The sequence below is a fragment of the Paenibacillus sp. GCM10028914 genome, assembly GCF_042666275.1.
GTDB lineage: Bacteria > Bacillota > Bacilli > Paenibacillales > Paenibacillaceae > Paenibacillus_AQ.
On record NZ_JBHTFO010000002.1, the window covers coordinates 76,132 to 94,341 of the forward strand.

15 protein-coding genes and 1 pseudogene are annotated in these 18,210 nt (G+C 43.9%); 12 read left to right on the forward strand and 4 right to left on the reverse strand.

Features of this window, described 5'->3' with window-relative positions; genetic code table 11:
• Positions 1–170 precede the first annotated feature (170 nt).
• Entirely contained in the window at positions 171–1,139 is a 969-nt protein-coding gene (locus ACFQV5_RS01190; RefSeq protein WP_379242777.1) for a tRNA dihydrouridine synthase, read from the forward strand.
• Between the two features lie 131 nt (positions 1,140–1,270).
• On the opposite strand, the gene ACFQV5_RS01195 is transcribed toward ACFQV5_RS01190, so the two are convergent.
• On the reverse strand, positions 1,271–1,876 hold the full coding sequence (locus tag ACFQV5_RS01195; RefSeq protein WP_379242779.1) for a hypothetical protein: 606 nt from the start codon (positions 1,874–1,876) through the stop codon (positions 1,271–1,273).
• A gap of 189 nt (positions 1,877–2,065) precedes the next feature.
• On the opposite strand from ACFQV5_RS01195, the gene ACFQV5_RS01200 reads away from it, so the two are divergent.
• From ACFQV5_RS01200 to ACFQV5_RS01215, 4 genes are all read left to right on the forward strand, one after another.
• The gene (locus ACFQV5_RS01200) at positions 2,066–3,010 is read left to right on the forward strand and encodes a phosphodiester glycosidase family protein (RefSeq protein ID WP_379242781.1); all 945 of its coding nucleotides are present in this window, start codon (positions 2,066–2,068) and stop codon (positions 3,008–3,010) included.
• Positions 2,991–3,416 carry a hypothetical protein gene (locus ACFQV5_RS01205; protein ID WP_379242783.1) on the forward strand — a complete coding sequence of 142 codons (426 nt, stop codon included), beginning with the start codon at positions 2,991–2,993 and terminating at the stop codon, positions 3,414–3,416. The genes ACFQV5_RS01200 and ACFQV5_RS01205 overlap by 20 nt, the downstream gene beginning before the upstream one ends.
• Before the next feature lie 8 nt (positions 3,417–3,424).
• The gene (locus ACFQV5_RS01210; RefSeq protein WP_379242785.1) at positions 3,425–4,441 is read left to right on the forward strand and encodes a glycosyltransferase; all 1,017 of its coding nucleotides are present in this window, start codon (positions 3,425–3,427) and stop codon (positions 4,439–4,441) included.
• A gap of 224 nt (positions 4,442–4,665) precedes the next feature.
• Positions 4,666–5,826: a cobalamin-independent methionine synthase II family protein gene (locus ACFQV5_RS01215; RefSeq protein WP_379242787.1), complete on the forward strand. Its 1,161-nt coding sequence runs from the start codon at positions 4,666–4,668 to the stop codon at positions 5,824–5,826.
• Positions 5,827–6,324: 498 nt separating this feature from the next.
• On the opposite strand, the gene ACFQV5_RS01220 is transcribed toward ACFQV5_RS01215, so the two are convergent.
• Both ACFQV5_RS01220 and ACFQV5_RS01225 read right to left on the reverse strand, forming a co-directional pair.
• Entirely contained in the window at positions 6,325–7,053 is a 729-nt protein-coding gene (locus ACFQV5_RS01220) for a CopG family antitoxin (RefSeq protein ID WP_379242789.1), read from the reverse strand.
• A gap of 2 nt (positions 7,054–7,055) precedes the next feature.
• Entirely contained in the window at positions 7,056–7,322 is a 267-nt protein-coding gene (locus ACFQV5_RS01225) for a BrnT family toxin (protein ID WP_379242791.1), read from the reverse strand.
• Positions 7,323–7,771: 449 nt separating this feature from the next.
• On the opposite strand from ACFQV5_RS01225, the pseudogene ACFQV5_RS01230 reads away from it, so the two are divergent.
• The 5 genes and pseudogenes from ACFQV5_RS01230 to ACFQV5_RS01250 form a co-directional block, all read left to right on the forward strand.
• Positions 7,772–7,969, forward strand: a pseudogene (locus ACFQV5_RS01230) (class I SAM-dependent methyltransferase); the annotation flags it as partial.
• A gap of 357 nt (positions 7,970–8,326) precedes the next feature.
• Positions 8,327–8,719, forward strand: coding sequence for a YbaN family protein (locus tag ACFQV5_RS01235; protein WP_379242793.1), 393 nt, complete (start codon positions 8,327–8,329; stop codon positions 8,717–8,719).
• Entirely contained in the window at positions 8,712–10,463 is a 1,752-nt protein-coding gene (locus ACFQV5_RS01240) for an ABC transporter ATP-binding protein/permease (RefSeq protein WP_379242795.1), read from the forward strand. The genes ACFQV5_RS01235 and ACFQV5_RS01240 overlap by 8 nt, the downstream gene beginning before the upstream one ends.
• Positions 10,456–12,114, forward strand: a complete 1,659-nt coding sequence (locus ACFQV5_RS01245) for an amino acid ABC transporter ATP-binding/permease protein (protein ID WP_379242797.1) — start codon at positions 10,456–10,458, stop codon at positions 12,112–12,114. Before ACFQV5_RS01240 ends, ACFQV5_RS01245 begins: the two co-directional genes overlap by 8 nt.
• Before the next feature lie 191 nt (positions 12,115–12,305).
• Positions 12,306–12,875 carry an SF0329 family protein gene (locus ACFQV5_RS01250; protein WP_379242799.1) on the forward strand — a complete coding sequence of 190 codons (570 nt, stop codon included), beginning with the start codon at positions 12,306–12,308 and terminating at the stop codon, positions 12,873–12,875.
• A 50-nt stretch (positions 12,876–12,925) separates the two neighbouring features.
• Here the strand turns inward: ACFQV5_RS01250 and hcp are convergent, their stop codons facing one another.
• On the reverse strand, positions 12,926–14,614 hold the full coding sequence (hcp, locus tag ACFQV5_RS01255; RefSeq protein WP_379242801.1) for a hydroxylamine reductase: 1,689 nt from the start codon (positions 14,612–14,614) through the stop codon (positions 12,926–12,928).
• A gap of 209 nt (positions 14,615–14,823) precedes the next feature.
• On the opposite strand from hcp, the gene ACFQV5_RS01260 reads away from it, so the two are divergent.
• Positions 14,824–15,846, forward strand: a complete 1,023-nt coding sequence (locus ACFQV5_RS01260; RefSeq protein ID WP_379242803.1) for a 2-oxoacid:acceptor oxidoreductase family protein — start codon at positions 14,824–14,826, stop codon at positions 15,844–15,846.
• Positions 15,843–18,140, forward strand: coding sequence for a thiamine pyrophosphate-dependent enzyme (locus ACFQV5_RS01265; protein WP_379242805.1), 2,298 nt, complete (start codon positions 15,843–15,845; stop codon positions 18,138–18,140). Before ACFQV5_RS01260 ends, ACFQV5_RS01265 begins: the two co-directional genes overlap by 4 nt.
• The last annotated feature ends 70 nt before the right edge of the window (positions 18,141–18,210 follow it).

Here is an 18,210-nt window from a genome sequence, read left to right on the forward strand (position 1 = left end):
GGTAACCACTCCTGTTTTTCCTCGGCTTTTTTTCTTGAGTTGAGGAAGATAGAAGGCTTTGTTTGAAGATGATAAATGAATAAAGCTAGGGTATACTTTAAAATGATTTCGTTACTAATTTTAAATTGGATTTTATGATTTACTTATAATGAGAGGATTTGATTTAAACTATGGTAGAAAATTTTTGGCGGGATTTACCCAAGCCATTTTTCATACTTGCACCAATGGAAGATGTAACGGATGTCGTATTCCGTCATGTTGTAGCTAAAGCAGGCAGACCCGATGTATTTTTCACAGAGTTCACAAACTCGGAGAGTTATTGTCATCCAGAAGGAATGAAAAGTGTTCGAGGGCGCTTAATGTTTACGGAAGATGAGCAGCCAATGGTTGCGCATATTTGGGGAGATAATCCTGAGAATTTCCGACGAATGAGTCTTGGCATGGCGGAGATGGGCTTTAAAGGGATTGATATTAACATGGGCTGTCCGGTTCCGAATGTCGCACAAAGAGGAAAAGGCAGTGGTCTAATTCTTCGTCCAGATGTTGCGGCAGAATTGATTCAAGCGGCAAAAGCAGGCGGACTCCCTGTAAGTGTGAAAACACGCCTTGGCTTTAAGGAAGTAGATGAGTGGAAAGAATGGTTAACCCATATTTTAAAGCAAGATATCGCGAACCTTTCCATTCATTTGCGTACAAGAGATGAAATGAGTCAGGTCGATGCGCACTGGGAGCTCATTCCGGAAATCAAAGAGTTACGTGACCAAATTGCGCCCAATACGTTACTTACAATTAACGGCGATATTCTTGACCGTCAAATGGGGATGGAGCTTGCCACAAAATATGGTGTGGACGGCGTGATGATTGGGCGTGGTATTTTTAAAAATCCGTTTGCCTTTGAAAAAGAACCGAGAGAGCATAGTAGCAAGGAGTACCTTGATCTCCTAAGATTGCAGCTTGATCTGCATGATCAATATATAGAAGCATTGCCTCGTTCTGTTTCAGCGCTTCAGCGCTTCTTCAAAATATATGTAAAAGGATTCCGAGGAGCAGGCGAATTAAGAAATCAATTGATGAGCACGAAATCAACGGATGAAATACGAACAATGCTTGATCAGTTTGAAGTGAACAATATGGATTGATCCAGTCGGGATCACTTGAAGCACGGCAATGAATGAAGTTAAAGAAGGGATTCCTTCCTCAGACTGTCGACAAGATACCTTGTCGACAGTCTTTTTTATACATAGAAAATGGTATAAGTCATACGTAAATCTCAGTAACCTCTGCGCCAAAATCCATCAAGCATTCTCTTGGTTTCTGCTAAGGATCGAAGTTGGACAATATCCCCTCTTTCATCGAGTGTAAAGTGTCCCTTGAAAGCATCTGGCATGGCATGATATTGTTTTTCCTCTTGTTCATATGCCTGAATAAAACAATCATACCCATACTTATCCACTAAAAATGGTAACCCAAAAGCAGAACGAAGCAGCTCATATTCTTGATAGTTATAGGGTGTGCTTTCAGGGCGCTTCATCAGAATTTCTATGAATTTAGACATCAGTTTCTCGACTTCGTTCTCCGTTGCATACTTTGCATATCCTCGAATTGCAGTCAATCTCATATCTAGATAACGCTCTTTTTTAAAAGCTTTGAAGAAAAACTCCTTTAAATTGATGTCTTCACAAAATACAAGTGACTTCAATATGGTGTTGCGAATGTATAAGTTTTTAGCTAGAAAATATAGTTCTGTTAAAAATTCAACATCTGCACTTGATAACTCTATTTCCTTACATTTTTCCAGCAATTTTTGAAAATCGTCTTTATTTTCAAACCCCTTTTTTTGAGACATTTCCTTAAGTTCTTCAATGACGTCTGTCATTTGCATTCCTCCATTAAAATCGGGTTTACGCCTTTAATAGTTTCTATTATATCCCAAAAATAAATCTTGGTTTTCTGCTATGAAGAAACACCGGGTCATTTAAGTTTCATTAAAGCTTCGCTCTTTAGAATAAGAGTAAACAAAGCAAAACGCTGCTAACACTTCTATATAAGAAAGGATCAAACCGGAATGAAAAATATGTTATCCAGGCCATACAGATGGGCTGTCATTTATTCTATCTTACTGGCGTTTTCCGTTTCCTATACGCTACTAGATACCTTTGTGCTGCCTAAATCGTTAGCCGATGCTTCACAAATATCTCTACCTTCAACAACAACATCAGGATCATCTACGGAGGCAACATCCCCGGAGGCTTCAACTGGATTGGAGCAGTCTGAGGCTGTTGTAACGGATACGTCCTACGAGGACGAAAACATAAAAATCAACATTGATACGGTCCGGAAGTATGACTCAACACTTTACATTGCGGATATTCAAGTGTCAGATCCGTCGTATCTGAAAACAGCCCTTGCCAATCATGCTTATGGACGAAATATAACGGAAACAACCTCTGATATCGCAGAGGAGAACAATGCGATTTTTGCCATTAACGGAGATTTTTACGGGTTTAGGGATGACGGATATGTGCTGCGGAACGGTGTTGCTTATCGGGATACAGCCAGAAGCGGGGATAATGATGCCTTGGTTATCGATAAGGACGGCAACTTGTCCATTGTTTCCGAGGGAGAGGTAAGCTTGGATTCCCTAAGTGACCAGGGAGCATGGCAGGTATTATCCTTTGGGCCGGGGCTTGTAGAAGATGGCAACATTGTGGTTGACAGCTCTAGTGAAGTAGGACAGGCCATGAGAAGCAATCCTAGAACGGCCATTGGTCAGGTCTCTGAGCTTCATTATATTGTCATTGTCTCCGATGGACGCACGAGTGAGAGTGAGGGACTATCCCTTTTACAGCTTGCGCAGGAGCTTAAGGATCTTGGATGTACGATAGCCTATAACCTGGACGGTGGCGGATCCTCAACGATGTATTTTAACGGAGAAGTTATAAATAAGCCGACAAGCGGTAGAAGTATAGGAGAAAGAAAGGTGAGCGACATTGTCTACATTGGCTATTAATAAGGGGAGATATGAAAAGCAGCTTAGTAGAACAGCATGGATCTACTTGATCATTTCAGCTGCAGCTGTAGCTGTTGACAAGGTTTATGGTATTTACAGCCATGGAGTCGATTCAGCGGCCATGACTTGGATGTTTTTATATCCGCTGATCGGAGGTGCGCTGTACTGCTTCATCGTGGGCAAGCTTTTTCCGCGCATCACTCATTCTGCCAGCTGCCGGGTGTTTTTAAATCTTCATAATTCAGGAATTGCTGCACTGACGATTTCCAGCCTGCTTAAGGGTGTATTTGAAATTGCAGGTACAAATTCTCCCCACTTGGTTTATTACAATGCGGTGGGGTGGGGATTCCTAGCGGCAGGTCTGATTACGATGGTTGCTCCACTACTAGTGGACGTGAGAAAGTAGGGATTTTTATGATTATCTTAATTCCAGCTTACGAACCCAATGAAAGGTTAATAGACTTGATTTATGATTTAAAAGACATATGTGACTATGAGATTCTCATTGTAGATGATGGAAGCGGGCCGTCATATAAGTCTATTTTTGATACGGCTTCGAGTCTTGGATGCACGGTGTTAACCCATGAGCGCAACAGAGGAAAGGGAGCCGCATTAAAAACAGGCTTCGACTATATACAGGAAATGAAGGAAGCGGCAGGTGTTGTGACTGCGGATTGTGACGGGCAGCACTTGCCGAAAGATATTATTCGAATTGCGGAGGAAGTGCAGAAACACCAAAAAACAATCGTACTTGGCAGTAGGAAGTTTGTCGGGAAGGTTCCCTTCCGCAGCCGCTTTGGAAACAGTGTAACAAGGGGCGTATTCTCCTTTGCTAGTGGTGCGAAGGTTTATGATACACAAACGGGACTTCGCGGATTTGCGCCGGAGATGCTTCCGTGGCTGTGCAAGATTTCGGGTGACAGATTCGAGTATGAAATGAATATGCTGCTCGAGGCTGTTCCAGCAGGCTACAAGTTTAAGGAGATTGACATCGAAACCGTATATCTGGAGCAGAACAAGTCTTCTCATTTTCATTTTCTAAAAGATTCTTTCCGTGTATACCTGCCTATTGTTAAATTCAGCATGTCTTCTCTGATGTCGGCATTGCTGGATGTGCTGCTTTTTTTACTCATTCAGATCTTTACTTCGAACCTATTACTCGCTGTAGTAGGGGCACGAATCTGCAGCGCAGCGTTTAATTACACCGCTAATAGACATTTTGTATTCTCAAGGTCGAGTGTTGTACCTGTTAAGAACTCTCTGCCAAGGTATATGCTCCTTGCATTCGTTGTCATGCTTGCGAACTACGTTGTCATCGATTTTTATTACAGTACACTAGGGCTGTCCTTGATCCTTGCTAAGATTTTCACGGAGACAACCATCTTCTTGTTTAGTTATTGGGGTCAAAGGAAGTTTGTTTTTGCTAGGTAAGGTGTACTACAAACGAAATATGCATTGAAAAGCTTCTTCATCACGAAGAGGCTTTTTTCTAGTTCGCCAATAGGAGGCGTTGATAGCTGCAAGATAAGCTTAGATGTTTGTTATAGCTTTTAGCTATAACTAGATATTGTTTTTAAGTGTTACGTAGTTCGCTTTCCTTCATGCTAGAATCAAAACATTACATAAAGAGATGTGCTAACTTAGGAGGAATTTTCATGTGCAATAGATTTCAAATCGTGGGCAGCCTGCTGCGTCCGTCTGATTTATTAGAGTATAAACAACAAATTGAACATCGTGATGATATCAATTATCCGTTTTACGAAGATTTTCAAGGGTATGAAAAGACCGAATCCGATTCGATTCAAGCTGTAGTTAATAAAGAAATCGAAAATGGTTTGTCCGTTCTTACGGATGGAGAACATTCTAAATCAATGTGGCATCTGGACTTTGTCTGGGGCTTCCAAGGGGTTAGCCGCTATATAGCAGACCATGGATATTTTTTCAGAGATATCGATGGAACTTCAAAATATGAGACTCGAAAAGATATCGGTTTGCGCATTACAGGCGAATTGAGTGGGAAAAATCATCATTTTATTCAGGTGTATAAAAAACTTCAAGCTCTTGCTGGCGACCGTGAAACAAAGCTGTGCGTACCTTCTCCATCACATATTTTTGGTGAGTTATCATGGTCTGATAACATTGGCGGCAAGGATGCAGTTTATAAGGATCGACATGAGCTTAAAGATGGTCTTGTTAAGGCTTATAAAGAATTTGTCCAGGAATTTGCCGATGCTGGAGGGAAAATCCTTCAATTCGACGATTGCTTATGGGAGCTATTTGCAGATGATAACCCGAACTCCCCATATACCGGCGAGAATATCAATCAAGAGGAAGTGCAGGCTCTAGCTGCAGAGTTTATTGACATTAACAATACAATCATTGATTTTGGCCATAGCTTAGGCCTGAAAATGTGGACTCATAACTGCCGTGGTAACTATGATTCCCGTAATATGGGCGGTGGCTCCTATGCCAAAATTGCGAATCTGTTCTTGAAGCAGCTTAAATACGATCGCTTTTTCCTGGAATGGGATGATGATCGTGCAGGCTCACTTGAAGCGCTGGCGGTATTCAAAGATAAGCCTGAAACAGAAATTGTGCTTGGCTTGTTATCTTCTAAATCCAATACGCTTGATGATGAGGAACGTGTAGTTAGAATGCTTGATGAAGCATCGAAGATTATTGATAAGGATCGATTATTACTTTCGCATCAATGCGGTTTTGCATCCTGTGATGGCGGGAATGAATTAACGGAAGATGAGCAGTGGGCGAAAATTAATCAAGGACAACGTATTGCCGAGCAATATTGGGGTAAGTAAAATAATACCCTCTCCTATAGGAGAGGGTATTATTTTGTCTAAATAGCTTTAGCTAAGTTGTTACTCACTAATGCTTCTTCGATACTTAGATGGATTCTATCTGCAAAATATATCTTAAACGATGTTTCTCTTTGTAGGAGTTATAAGTGACAGATTCGCTCAAATGACTCTGTACACTTAGGTCAAGGGCTAGTTTAAAATCATACGGGGTGAGCCGTATCATAAGTAAGGGCAAGTTTTTTGAAAACTTGCCTCATAAACAAGCAAAAAACGTTTGAATGAAAAAAACTTATGATTTGGACATTTTTTTCGATAATCTGCGTCTATGTTTATTGGAAAATTACATAAAAAGATGATGGTGTCTCGGGGAGCGGGATTTCTACTTGAAGAAAATAAAAGCCCCTCCCTCGGTTCTGCGGAAGGGGCTACAATTAAAAAGCACTTTTTTACCTTTTTCTCGAACTCTTATGGTTACAAGTAATGGCTTTCTGTTTCCGCTTATGAGTTTGGTTTTCCAAGTCCAGGTGCATAGCCAGAATTATTCGATTTCAATTTGAATTGTTTCGATATGTTGTAGTTCGACTCAAATTGGACACTTGTTCGCATTTCGTTGTATTGAAATGAAAAGTTAAGAAGAATCTCCCCGTTCGTCCAATTTGTTTTGTGCTTGAGAGCTTCGATTGCATGTCTCAATAATGATCGCTGCTGTAATTTTGTTAATCCTTGCGTCTTTACCTCGACTTGGTCGTCTGTCTCCTTCGAAGGTAGGGTTCGAATACCGAACCTGCCGATTTGATTATTCCGGATTTGCACGAATATGGTCCCGGAAACCAACTGAGACAGTTCCTGCTGTAATTCAGCAAATATCAACTCCAGTTCTCGTTCCAAATACAGCTGATCGACATTCGTAGGGGGAAATATGTTCTCCTCTTTAAAAGTAGGGGCCTTCTTTTCCTCTTCGTAAGTGCGCTCAATCAAAAATTCTTTTATGAGTGTCTGATAACCCTTATTTCTCTGTTTAGCCAAAGTGCGGATGCGCTGGAGCAAGTCCCCGTCGAGACGAATTGAAATAGTTGCGGATTTTCTTTTCGGCAAATCGTGATCCTCTTCTTCGATAATGGAAGCTTCCAACAGTTCATCGCTCAAAGTGTGGTATGACCAGAATTCCGCTGCTTCCGCATCGCTCATATGTTCCGGAATCTGGTCTCTTGACGTGATGATTTTCATAGTTATCGATTCCTCCTTTTGTAAGTTCTGGCCTCAGATTCGGTGGCATCCCGTGCGGTTATAACTCGTATTTTTCCTAGTACTTTCTTTATATAAATCACGACTAATCGTCTTCCGTCTTCTGTTGAACCAATAATACCCATGTTGCCACTATGTGCAGAAAATTTTATACGCTGCGGGTCCATCAAAGCATCTTCCGCTTCGAATGGTTCAACATTATGACGAGAAATGTGTTGTATGTTTTCTTCATCCCATAAGAATAGTAACACTTAGCTTCTCCTAACAATGTATATTATTTTGTATATACAATTGTAACTCATTTTATGCTAAAAAGGTTTAGTTTCTAGAGAAACTCACCAATTCACATTGGGGGGACTTTCCGTTATAGACAGCACAGAGAGCCGTACCATAATTGTCGGAAAAGCGAAGAGTCTCGATTAGTAACTGGAAGGGATTCGCCATGTTTTGATTCATGCTTTGCGCTATCTCAACTTGGTGTTTGGTGTCTTTTATTTAACATTCTGGAAATTACTCGATTGGAAAGTTGAATTAAGCGGGTGTCATCAAGAACCCTCACTTGTTTTTTTGATAAATGAATACAACTCTCGCTCACTTCAGTTTCCTAATTATGTTATATTTTTGTCTCAGCTAGTGGGAAACGGACGGTAGTTCTATATTGTATTTGTATGATATTGCATTCGTGGAAGAGGGGGATCTCATGTCTGAACAAACAAAGATGGAGAAGGTTCATCATGTATTTGAAAAAATATCGAATCAATACGACTCGATGAACTCGATCATCACTTTTAAGAGACATACCGCATGGCGTCAAGATGTCATGAAGCGGATGAATGTTAAAGAAGGGAGTAAAGCTCTTGATGTGTACACTGGAACTGGGGAATGGGCGATTGCTTTAGTAAATTATTTTGTCTTTTTAGCCGGAAGCAGGGGTTGTGTATTAATATTCTCGAATAACCCAAGATAACATGCTGCGGACACTGAACGGGGGACACCCAGATCCATCAGGCCTTTCCTTTGTTTTTTAACATCGCCGGCTTTTAAGTACAATTTCCCCCTTGATATCCATGAAGCTACTAACGGAATGGCAGTCATATACTTTTGTGAAAAATATCACGGTTGAAATTATAAATTTAAGCTATATTCACATCTAGTGATAATGATTCTCATCGTCATTAGCATGATAGAGATCACGTTGGTGATCTTTTTTTATTTTGTGATGAAGTATTAATTTAATCTTTGGAAGGGGACTACGATGAGACCTATATATTTAGCACTAGGATTTGTTTTTTTGGGATTGGGTATCTTAGGTACCTTTCTACCCGTCCTACCTACAACACCTTTTTTGTTAGCCGCATCATTTTTCTTATCAAAGGGTTCCAAGCGATTCCATCAATGGTTTGTAGGAACCCAAATCTATAAGAAACATCTGGAGAGTTTCGTGCAGTCACGCTCGATGACATTACGGACAAAGATCGCGTTGCTTTCATTTGCTTCATCGATGTTATTGATCTCTTTTTTTATGATTCAAAATGTAGTTGTCAAAGGTATTATCGTTATCATTATGATTATTAAATATTGGTATTTTATAACCCAAATCGAAACGATCAAAGAATCAAAGAAAGGTCTGATTCTAGGTGATGATTAATAAACGGCTCATTGGCGAGCTGAAGTCTTCTAAGCAATACATTGGATGGAGTGTCCTGTTCCAGTGGCTTAGGCTGTTGGCGAACGTCCTTGCGATCTTTGCGATTGGGCATTTGCTGCAAATTCTATATCAGAAGGATTTTCATACGATTCCACTTACGGCAGGGATTCTGATTGGATCGATTGTCATTCAATGCATCTGCAGTTTGTATGCCTCGAAGATGTCATATAAAGCATCTTCTTTAGTTAAAGTTACATTACGTGAAAAAATATATCGTAAGCTTCTCAAGCAAGGCGCTTCTTACAACCAAAAGGTGTCCACGGCTGAAGTCGTCCAGGTTTCTGTCGAGGGCGTAGAGCAGCTTGAGATTTATTTTGGCAAATATCTTCCGCAATTTTTCTATAGTCTATTAGCGCCATTAACATTATTTGCGATCTTGGCATTCGTTAATTTGAAGGCTGCAGTCATTTTGTTAATCTGTGTTCCACTGATTCCGGTTTCGATTATTGCGGTTCAGAAATTCGCGAAGAAGCTTCTAAGCAAGTATTGGGGCATCTATGTGAACCTAGGAGATAGCTTCCTTGATAACTTGCAGGGTTTGACCACATTGAAAATTTATCAAGCAGATGAATTTAAAAATCAAGAAATGAATGAGCAAGCAGAGAAATTCCGCAAAATCACGATGAAGGTACTCGTCATGCAGCTTAATTCGGTTACTTTAATGGATCTCATTGCATTTGGCGGAGCCGCGCTTGGCGTCATTACAGCCGCTACGGAATTAGCTAAAGGCAATGTGGACTTTGCTGGAGCTTTTGCTATCATTTTATTATCAGCAGAATTTTTCATCCCGCTTCGCTTATTGGGGTCATTCTTTCATATTGCGATGAATGGAATGGCTGCAAGCGATAAAATCTTCCGCATTCTCGATCTGGAAGATGAGCCGGAACGAACGATGTCATTAAAGCCGCAGCAGCTAGATGTGAACTTGCAGCATGTTCGCTTTGCCTATGAAGAGCAGCGTCCGATTCTGAAGGATGTGTCGATGAAGTTCCCGCAGCAAGGCTTCACGGCTATTGTTGGACAATCCGGCTCTGGGAAGAGTACGATTGCTTCGCTTGTGATGAATCACAATAAAGGCTACGAAGGGCAAATTACAGTAGGCGGGCTAGAGTTATCCGATGTAACGGAAGCGAGTATTCATCAGCATATCACATTGCTTACACATCAGAGCTACCTATTTAAAGGCACCGTTCGAGACAATCTCTTGATGGGGAATCCACATGCGAGTGAAGAGCAAATGCTGCATGCCTTGAAGCAAGTGAATCTATATGGATTTCTAATGGAAGAACAGGGTCTGGATACGATTCTGGAGGAGAAAGCATCAAATTTATCTGGTGGACAGCGGCAGCGGTTAGCCTTCGCACGGGCATTGCTGCATGATACACCGATGTATATTTTCGATGAAGCGACCTCGAACATTGATGCCGAGAGCGAGAATGATATTATGGCAGTCGTTCACGAGTTGGCACGGGAGAAGACCATTGTACTCATCTCGCACCGACTCGCAAATGTCGTTCATGCCGATCAAATCTATATGCTGCAGGATGGCTATGTGATCGAGCAGGGGACACATGCAGAACTGTTAGTGAAGCAAGGGGAATACGCTCGCCTCTATGCACATCAAATGTCTTTTGAGCAATATGGACAAGACACAACGGACAAGGAGATGGTCTTACATGCGTAAAAGAAGCGGTTTAAATATTATGCGTAGACTGATCATTCTTGTTGCACCGTTGTGGCATGTGATGCTATTAGCGATCGTAACAGGTGTAATCGGGTTTGCATGTTCTATTTTCATACCGATATTTGGTGGATATGCCTTAGTCGATTGGTTGGAATTTAAGACTTGGTTAACGATTCCGATGATCTGTGTTGCCGTGCTTATCTTTGCTGTAATCCGTGGCGTTCTTCGATATGTGGAGCAATCCTGTAATCATTATATTGCCTTTAAACTGCTAGCAATTATTCGGGATAAGGTATTTCAATCTTTGCGTCGTCTTGCGCCTGCGAAGCTGGAAGGCAAGGATAAGGGGAATCTGATCTCCATCATTACAAGTGATATTGAGTTGCTGGAAGTATTCTATGCACATACGATTTCACCGATTGCCATTGCAAGTATTGTGAGTATCGGAATGACCTTGTTTATCGGACAATATAGCGCCTTGTTAGGAGCGGTTGCGCTGCTCGCCTATATCGTTGTCGGGGTTGTGCTGCCGTTAATTACATCTCGGATTGGCCGGGAGAACGGGGCTGCGTATCGAGAAACGTTTGGTGAGCTGAATAGCTTCTACTTGGACAGCTTGCGAGGAATGAAGGAGACCATTCAATATGCTGGCGGAGAGAAGCGTCTCGAAGAGATTAACGAACGTAGCCAGCGTCTCGGAATGACTCACAAGAAGCTAAGTGAATACGAGGGCATGACAAAAGCGATGACAGATGTGATGATTTTGTTATTCTCATCGATCATGCTGTTCACGTCCATCTATTTATACTATATCGGTACAATCGGGCTTGATGGAGTCATTATTGCAACGATTGCTATGATGAGCTCCTTTGGACCGGTTGTGGCGCTGTCTAATCTAGCCAACAATTTATTGTTAACACTAGCGAGTGGAGAACGGGTATTGAATTTACTCGATGAAGCTCCTGTTCTTGATGAAGTTACGAACGGTGTGGATGCTACGTTCGAGGATCTAGTGGTGGATCAGGTTGATTTTGCCTATGGAGCAGAATCGGTATTAAATAGCGTTAGCATGTCGGTGCCTAAGCATGCAATTATTGGTGTTCAGGGCAGAAGCGGGTCAGGCAAATCAACGCTGTTGAAATTGATGATGCGATTCTGGGATCCAACACAAGGACAGATTCGGATATCTGGGAGTGATCTGCGAACGTTGAATACGTCGAACCTGCGCGGCATGCAGAGCTTAATCACACAAGAAACTCAACTTTTTCATGATACGATTCTGAATAATATTAAGATTGCTAACCCGGCTGCAACCCATGAGCAGGTAGTCAAAGCGGCGAAGAAGGCGGCTATTCACGATTTTATTATGAGCTTACCGGATGGGTATGAGACCAATGTAGGTGAACTAGGTGATCAATTATCTGGAGGAGAGCGTCAACGGATCGGAGTTGCGCGTGCATTTCTCTATGATGCTCCGCTTATTCTGATGGATGAACCTACGAGTAACTTGGATAGTCTGAACGAAGGGATTATTCTGAAGTCGTTAAAAGAAGAAGGGGAAGAGCGCACCGTAGTGCTTGTCTCACACCGCAAATCTACCATGAACATTGCAGATCGCGTCATTAGTGTAGAGAGCGGCCGAATTTCATAGCCTAACTCTAAGCTGTCATCATCGTCTATAGCGAGTGACAGCTTTTTTTCTTATTACAATAGGTTCTTGGGTATCAATAAAGGTCGAAGTATAAGAAGATATGTTATGATCTGTAAGTGGCTTATTGTATGATGGATAATAAAATGACTGCCTCAGGTAGGTACGGATAATATAGAACATAGGAGGATTTCATGTCCTGGAGTAAATTGAAACAACAATTGGAGAGCTTTCTCTCTCCTGCGTTGAGTGGAAAGGTCGAATACCGCGCAACGAGCTATAGTTATTTACCTGGTAAAGCAGGTAATTGTTATATTACCGTAGATAAAAAGAATGTATTCAATATGAGTGATAGCGCTGGTTCAATCCGATGGTATCAGACAGAGCAGGAAATTAAGAATGATCCCAATATTCAAATCCCGATTAGCAATGAAGAGATTGAAGCGGTTAGACAAGATACCAAAGGAACCGTTCCGGAGGATCGTCTAAAAGTAATTGCAAGAAATCGAAAAATAACAGAACTTGCAAAAGAGCTTTTGTCAGCACAGACATCAATAAGTAAATCGAATTTTGTCGTTGTAGCTAATAAGTTCCTATCTACTTCTATAGATGAAAACTTAGAGAGCAATGATATCTTATTGAATATTCTAGCTTTGGTGGACAGACGAGTTGGGAAAAAGCGGATTTTAAACATGTCCGAGAAGATAAAGTTGAAGCATCCCATTGTGCAGTATTTTTATGAGCTGCGGCGTAGTACATTGTGAGAATAAATACAGAATAAAAAAGAATGCCCCGACGAAGGGCATTCTTTTTTTCAGGCACCTAGGAACATTTTCATGTCATCTTCCACATTGGTAATGCCGCCGATCCCGAAGTTCTCTACGAGGACTTTGGCAACGTTAGGCGACAGGAATGCAGGGAGCGTAGGACCCAGATGAATATTTTTGACGCCAAGATAGAGCAGGGCAAGCAGCACGATAACCGCTTTTTGCTCGTACCAGGCAATGTTGTAGGAAATCGGCAGATCGTTAATATCCTCAAGGCCGAATACTTCCTTCAGCTTCAATGCAATAACGACTAGGGAGTAAGAGTCATTGCATTGACCGGCGTCCAGAACCCGCGGAATTCCGCCGATTTCGCCTAGATCCAGTTTATTGTATTTATATTTGGCACAGCCTGCAGTCAGGATCACTGTATCTTTCGGAAGTTCAGCCGCAAAGTCGGTGTAATAGTTGCGGGACTTCATCCGTCCATCGCATCCGGCCATGACGAAGAAGCGGCGGATCGCACCGGATTTCACGGCATCGACAACTTGATCGGCCACATTCATCACAGCGGCATGGGCGAAGCCGCCGATAATCTCGCCAGTTTCAAGTTCCGTTGGAGCGGGGCACCCTTTTGCTTGCTCGATCAGTGCAGAGAAGTCTTTGGCAGCGCCGTTCGTTCCTTCTGGAATATGGCGGACGCCCGGAAAGCCGGTATTGCCCGTTGTATAAATACGGTCCTTATAACTGTCTTTCGGTGGAATAATACAGTTGGTCGTCATCAGAATCGGTCCGTTAAAGGTTGCAAATTCGCTATTCTGCTTCCACCAGGCATTTCCGTAATTGCCTACAAAATGCTCGTATTTCTTGAATGCAGGATAGTAGTGGGCAGGCAGCATTTCACTGTGTGTATACACGTCCACGCCAGATCCTTCCGTCTGCTTCAGCAGCTCTTCCAGATCCTTCAGGTCGTGGCCGCTGATGAGAATGCCGGGCCGGTTTCTAACCCCGATATTTACCTTCGTAATTTCCGGATTTCCGTAAACGGAAGTATTCGCTTCGTCAAGCATCGCCATTGCGTTTACGCCGTATTTCCCCGTTTCCATCGTTAAAGCTACCAGGTCTTGCACTTCAAGGCTGTCATCAAGCGTAGCCGCAAGTGCACGACGCATAAACCGGTTCAATTCATTGTCATCCTTCTCCAAGTGAAGAGCATGGTATGTATAAGCAGCCATCCCCTTCAAGCCGTAAGTAATCAATTCGCGCAGTGAACGGATGTCAACGCTTCGTGTGGAGAGGACACCAACCGTACGTGCTTTTTCATCAAAAGCGGCTTCGTTATCCGCTTCCCAGACGGCAGCATCAGGGAGAGTAGCCGCTGCATCCGGATATTGTTCGTTATAAAAGCCTCGTACCTCGCCGCGGAGCGCAATTGCTTCTCGGATTCTCCCCACAAACACCTCGCGGTCAAAGTTGGCATTTGTAATGGTTGCAAACAAGGAGTCCATGATAAACAGCGATACGCGCTGTTCAAGCACTTCCGGCAGCCGGACATCCAGACTGAGAAAAGAGATACCTTTTAGCAGATAAATCAGCAGATCCTGAAGATTCGCCACATCATGCGGTTTGCCGCATACTCCGACAATCGTACAGCCTGTTCCTTTGGATGCCTCCTGGCATTGAAAGCAGAACATGGACGGCTGGTGCTTTAAGGTTTGTTCTGTCGCATTGTTATTCATTATTTTCCTCCTAGTTTCAAGTGTTCATTATCGTTAAAGTCAGCATAAGACCCTCGCAATTGGATTATCAGAAGACAGTATACCCCGCCTCCGAAGTCGGATTGGTGATTGGAATCACAATTTTTTCAGTTGTGACTAAAATCACAAACCCGGCCTGGTTCTTCTTTTAAACTGAGATTAATGACCATAGAAGAAATGAGGAGAAGAACATGTCTATTTTGCCTCAAAAAAATAAACTGGGATTTTTCGAGATCCGTCTCGAATCCATCGGCGGGCTTGGCGCCAATCTGGCAGGAAAAATGCTGGCCGAAGCCGGAGTGACCGGCTCTGGACTTAACGGTTCCAATTTTTCCAGCTATGGTTCGGAGAAAAAAGGATCGCCGGTAAAGAGTTTCGTAAGATTCTGCGATCCCGAGGTAGAAATCCGTGATCACAGTCCTATTGAGCAGCCGCATGTAGTCGGCGTATTTCATGAAGCATTATATAAAACGATAGATGTCATAAGTGGATTACAGCCTGATGGAACGGTGCTTGTGAATACAGCGCGAGACCTTTCTGAAGTGGCTGCGGATCTGAATATGACACAGGGAACACTGGCCGCGATCGATGCGCTGAAAATTGCCGTTGAGGAAAAAACGAAAGTCAATACGGCGATGCTTGGTGCTTTGTTCCGGATTTGCAGTTTCCTTAACCCGGACGATATGCGACAAGTTATTCGCAAAACTTTTGAGAAAAAGCTACCACATCTCGTGGAACCGAATGTGCGGACTTTTGATAGAGGATATAACGAAGTGAAATTTCTTTCCTTAGGAAACGGCGCAGGGCTTATGGGCCAAGCGGCTTTCGTAAGAATGGAGCCGGTTCTCGGATTTGAAACGCAGGAGCTAGGCGGGATTCTGAAGGTTACGGCAAACAGCGTGCTGAAGGATCTTAGCGGCTCCCGGCAGGGTTATTTGCCGGAATACAAGCAGGAGGACTGCATTAGCTGCGCCGCCTGCGATACGGTATGCCCGGACTTCTGCATCGTATGGGAGCAGAAACCGGATAAGCGCGGCAACTTGCAGATGTTTATGAAAGGCATCGATTATCAGTATTGCAAAGGTTGCCTGAAGTGTGTGGAAGCTTGCCCGACCACCGCTTTGGCTGCCATGTTGGAAGAGCCGCATTATGCTGAACAGCATCGTGTGCCGCAATCATTTCCCTATTTAACTGCGGAGGGAGTCAAATCATGAGCATGGAAATTAAAGAAATAACGGAGCAAAAAGTGCCAGCCGCTCAAACGGCGGTATTCGAATCGGGCAACGAAATGGCCGCCATGGCGGCTGCCCAGATCAACTATCATATTATGGGTTATTTCCCGATTACACCGTCTACGGAAATCGCCCAATATCTTGACATGATGCGTACGCGCGGCGAACACGATATCAAGCTGATTCCGGCCGATGGCGAACACGGTTCAGCGGGAATCTGCTACGGCGCAGCCGCAGCCGGAGCACGGGTATTCAACGCTACTAGCGCGAACGGTTTTCTGTATATGATCGAACAGCTTCCTGTGCAGGCGGGTACTCGTTTTCCGATGGTTATGAACTTGGTGACGAGGGCGGTCAGCGGACCGCTCGATATCCGCGGTGACCATTCAGATCTTTACTATGGCCTTAACACCGGCTGGGTGATTCTGACCGCCCGTTCGCCGCAGGCGGTATATGACATGAATATCATGGCACTGCGTATCGCCGAACATGAAGACGTACGCCTGCCGGTCATTGTGGCTTATGACGGCTTTTTCACGTCGCACCAGAAACGCCGGGTGCAAATATTTACGAACCGGGAAACTGTCCAGGAGTTTGTAGGGGAACAGGCACCGGAATTCCCGCATGTGCTGGACGAGAACAATCCGATTGTCGTTGGGGCTTATATGAACGGCGACGATTTGATGAACAACCACTTCCAGCAGTCAAACGCCATGTACCGTGCGGGAGAAGTATTCAAGGAAGTGGCGGAGGAATACGAGGCTTTGTCTGGAAGATCCTATTCGCCGCTTGATCTGTACCGTATGGAAGACGCAGAGGTGGCTTTGTTCCTGCTCAATTCGGCGGCCGAATCCTCCAAAGACGTTGTGGACCGGCTGCGGGCACAAGGAATCAAAGCGGGCGTGATCAGCCCGAATATTATCCGGCCGTTCCCAGCTAAGGAAATCCGCGAGGCGCTGACAGGTGTCAAAGCGTTGCTGGTCGGCGAACGCGCGGATTCTTATGGCGCTAACGGTGCCAATCTGACGCATGAGGTCAAATCGGCCTTGCAGGAAATCCGCGGTCCGCAGCCGATTGTGCTGTCCCGCATATTTGGCCTTGGCGGGAAAGATTACTACGCGGATGATGCGGAAGCCTTCTTTGCCTTGACGATCGAGGCAATGGAGCTCGGTTATGCCAAAGTGCCGTTTGATTATTACGGCCAGACACCGGGCGATGAGGCGAAAAAGCTGCAACCGGTCATTGCACCGATGAACGGGGACAGCTTTAAATCTGGCCTGATCACAGTAAAAGTGGATGAAGAGACGAATAAGCTGTCCGTTAAAGTGCCTCCGATGCGGGCGCTTGCCGCTAAGCCAAAACGGTTCGCTTCCGGTCACGGAGCTTGTCCGGGCTGCGGTATTTTCCCGGCGCTGGAGCTCTTTTTCAAAGGGATCGAAGGCAATGTCGTCACTTTATTCCATACAGGCTGCGCTTATATCACCACAACGGGGTATCCATATAACTCTCATAAGCAAAGCTTCATTCATAACTTGTTCCAGAATGGACCGGCTACTTTATCCGGTACAGTAGAGGCGTTCCTTGAGAAGAAACGCCGGGGAGAAATTGAAGTTCCTGAGGATTTCACTTTTGTTATGGTGACTGGGGACGGCGGCATGGATATCGGGATGGGTTCAGCAATTGGGACGGCGCTGCGGGGCCATAACCTGATCATTCTGGAGTACGACAATGAAGGCTACATGAACACTGGCGCACAGCTTTCGTATTCCACGCCTTTAGGACACATGACCAGTACGTCCGGTGTTGGCAAACAGCAGCAGGGGAAATCGTTCCATCACAAAGATACGGTGCAAATGATGGCGGCGGCGAATATTCCATATGTATTTACAGGGACAGAAGCATTCCCGCAGGATCTTGTGAAAAAGGCGGCAAAAGCGCAGTGGTACGCCCAGAACGTAGGTACCGTCTACGGTAAGCTGCTCATCACATGCCCGCTGAACTGGAAATCGAGCGACAAAGATGGGGAGAACATCGTCCGTGCGGCCGTGAATTCGTGCTTCTTCCCGCTGTATGAAGTGGAACAGGGTCAAACGAACATTACGTTCGATCCGGATGCGAAGAAGAAACGGGTACCGCTCAGCGACTGGCTGAAATATATGGGTAAATCAAGACATCTGCTCAAGGAAGAAAACAAAGAAATGCTTGGTGCATTTGAAAGCGAAGTGGAGCGGCGCTGGTCGATTCTGAAAGCGAAACACGAGAACCCGCTGCTGTAGTGATAGGGGAATATATCAAATTAGATTTTTTACGTTAGATAAAATAGAGGAAAGGATGAAAGGAGATCAG

Coding starts and splice junctions, on each gene's coding strand:
- ACFQV5_RS01220 (WP_379242789.1), bottom strand. CDS start 7,053: ATGAAAATCATCACGTCAAGAGACCAGATTCCGGAACATATGAGCGAT.
- ACFQV5_RS01200 (WP_379242781.1), top strand. CDS start 2,066: ATGAAAAATATGTTATCCAGGCCATACAGATGGGCTGTCATTTATTCT.
- ACFQV5_RS01265 (WP_379242805.1), top strand. CDS start 15,843: ATGAGCATGGAAATTAAAGAAATAACGGAGCAAAAAGTGCCAGCCGCT.
- ACFQV5_RS01245 (WP_379242797.1), top strand. CDS start 10,456: ATGCGTAAAAGAAGCGGTTTAAATATTATGCGTAGACTGATCATTCTT.
- ACFQV5_RS01210 (WP_379242785.1), top strand. CDS start 3,425: ATGATTATCTTAATTCCAGCTTACGAACCCAATGAAAGGTTAATAGAC.
- ACFQV5_RS01235 (WP_379242793.1), top strand. CDS start 8,327: ATGAGACCTATATATTTAGCACTAGGATTTGTTTTTTTGGGATTGGGT.
- ACFQV5_RS01190 (WP_379242777.1), top strand. CDS start 171: ATGGTAGAAAATTTTTGGCGGGATTTACCCAAGCCATTTTTCATACTT.
- hcp (WP_379242801.1), bottom strand. CDS start 14,614: ATGAATAACAATGCGACAGAACAAACCTTAAAGCACCAGCCGTCCATG.
- ACFQV5_RS01195 (WP_379242779.1), bottom strand. CDS start 1,876: ATGACAGACGTCATTGAAGAACTTAAGGAAATGTCTCAAAAAAAGGGG.
- ACFQV5_RS01260 (WP_379242803.1), top strand. CDS start 14,824: ATGTCTATTTTGCCTCAAAAAAATAAACTGGGATTTTTCGAGATCCGT.
- ACFQV5_RS01240 (WP_379242795.1), top strand. CDS start 8,712: ATGATTAATAAACGGCTCATTGGCGAGCTGAAGTCTTCTAAGCAATAC.
- ACFQV5_RS01250 (WP_379242799.1), top strand. CDS start 12,306: ATGTCCTGGAGTAAATTGAAACAACAATTGGAGAGCTTTCTCTCTCCT.
- ACFQV5_RS01215 (WP_379242787.1), top strand. CDS start 4,666: ATGTGCAATAGATTTCAAATCGTGGGCAGCCTGCTGCGTCCGTCTGAT.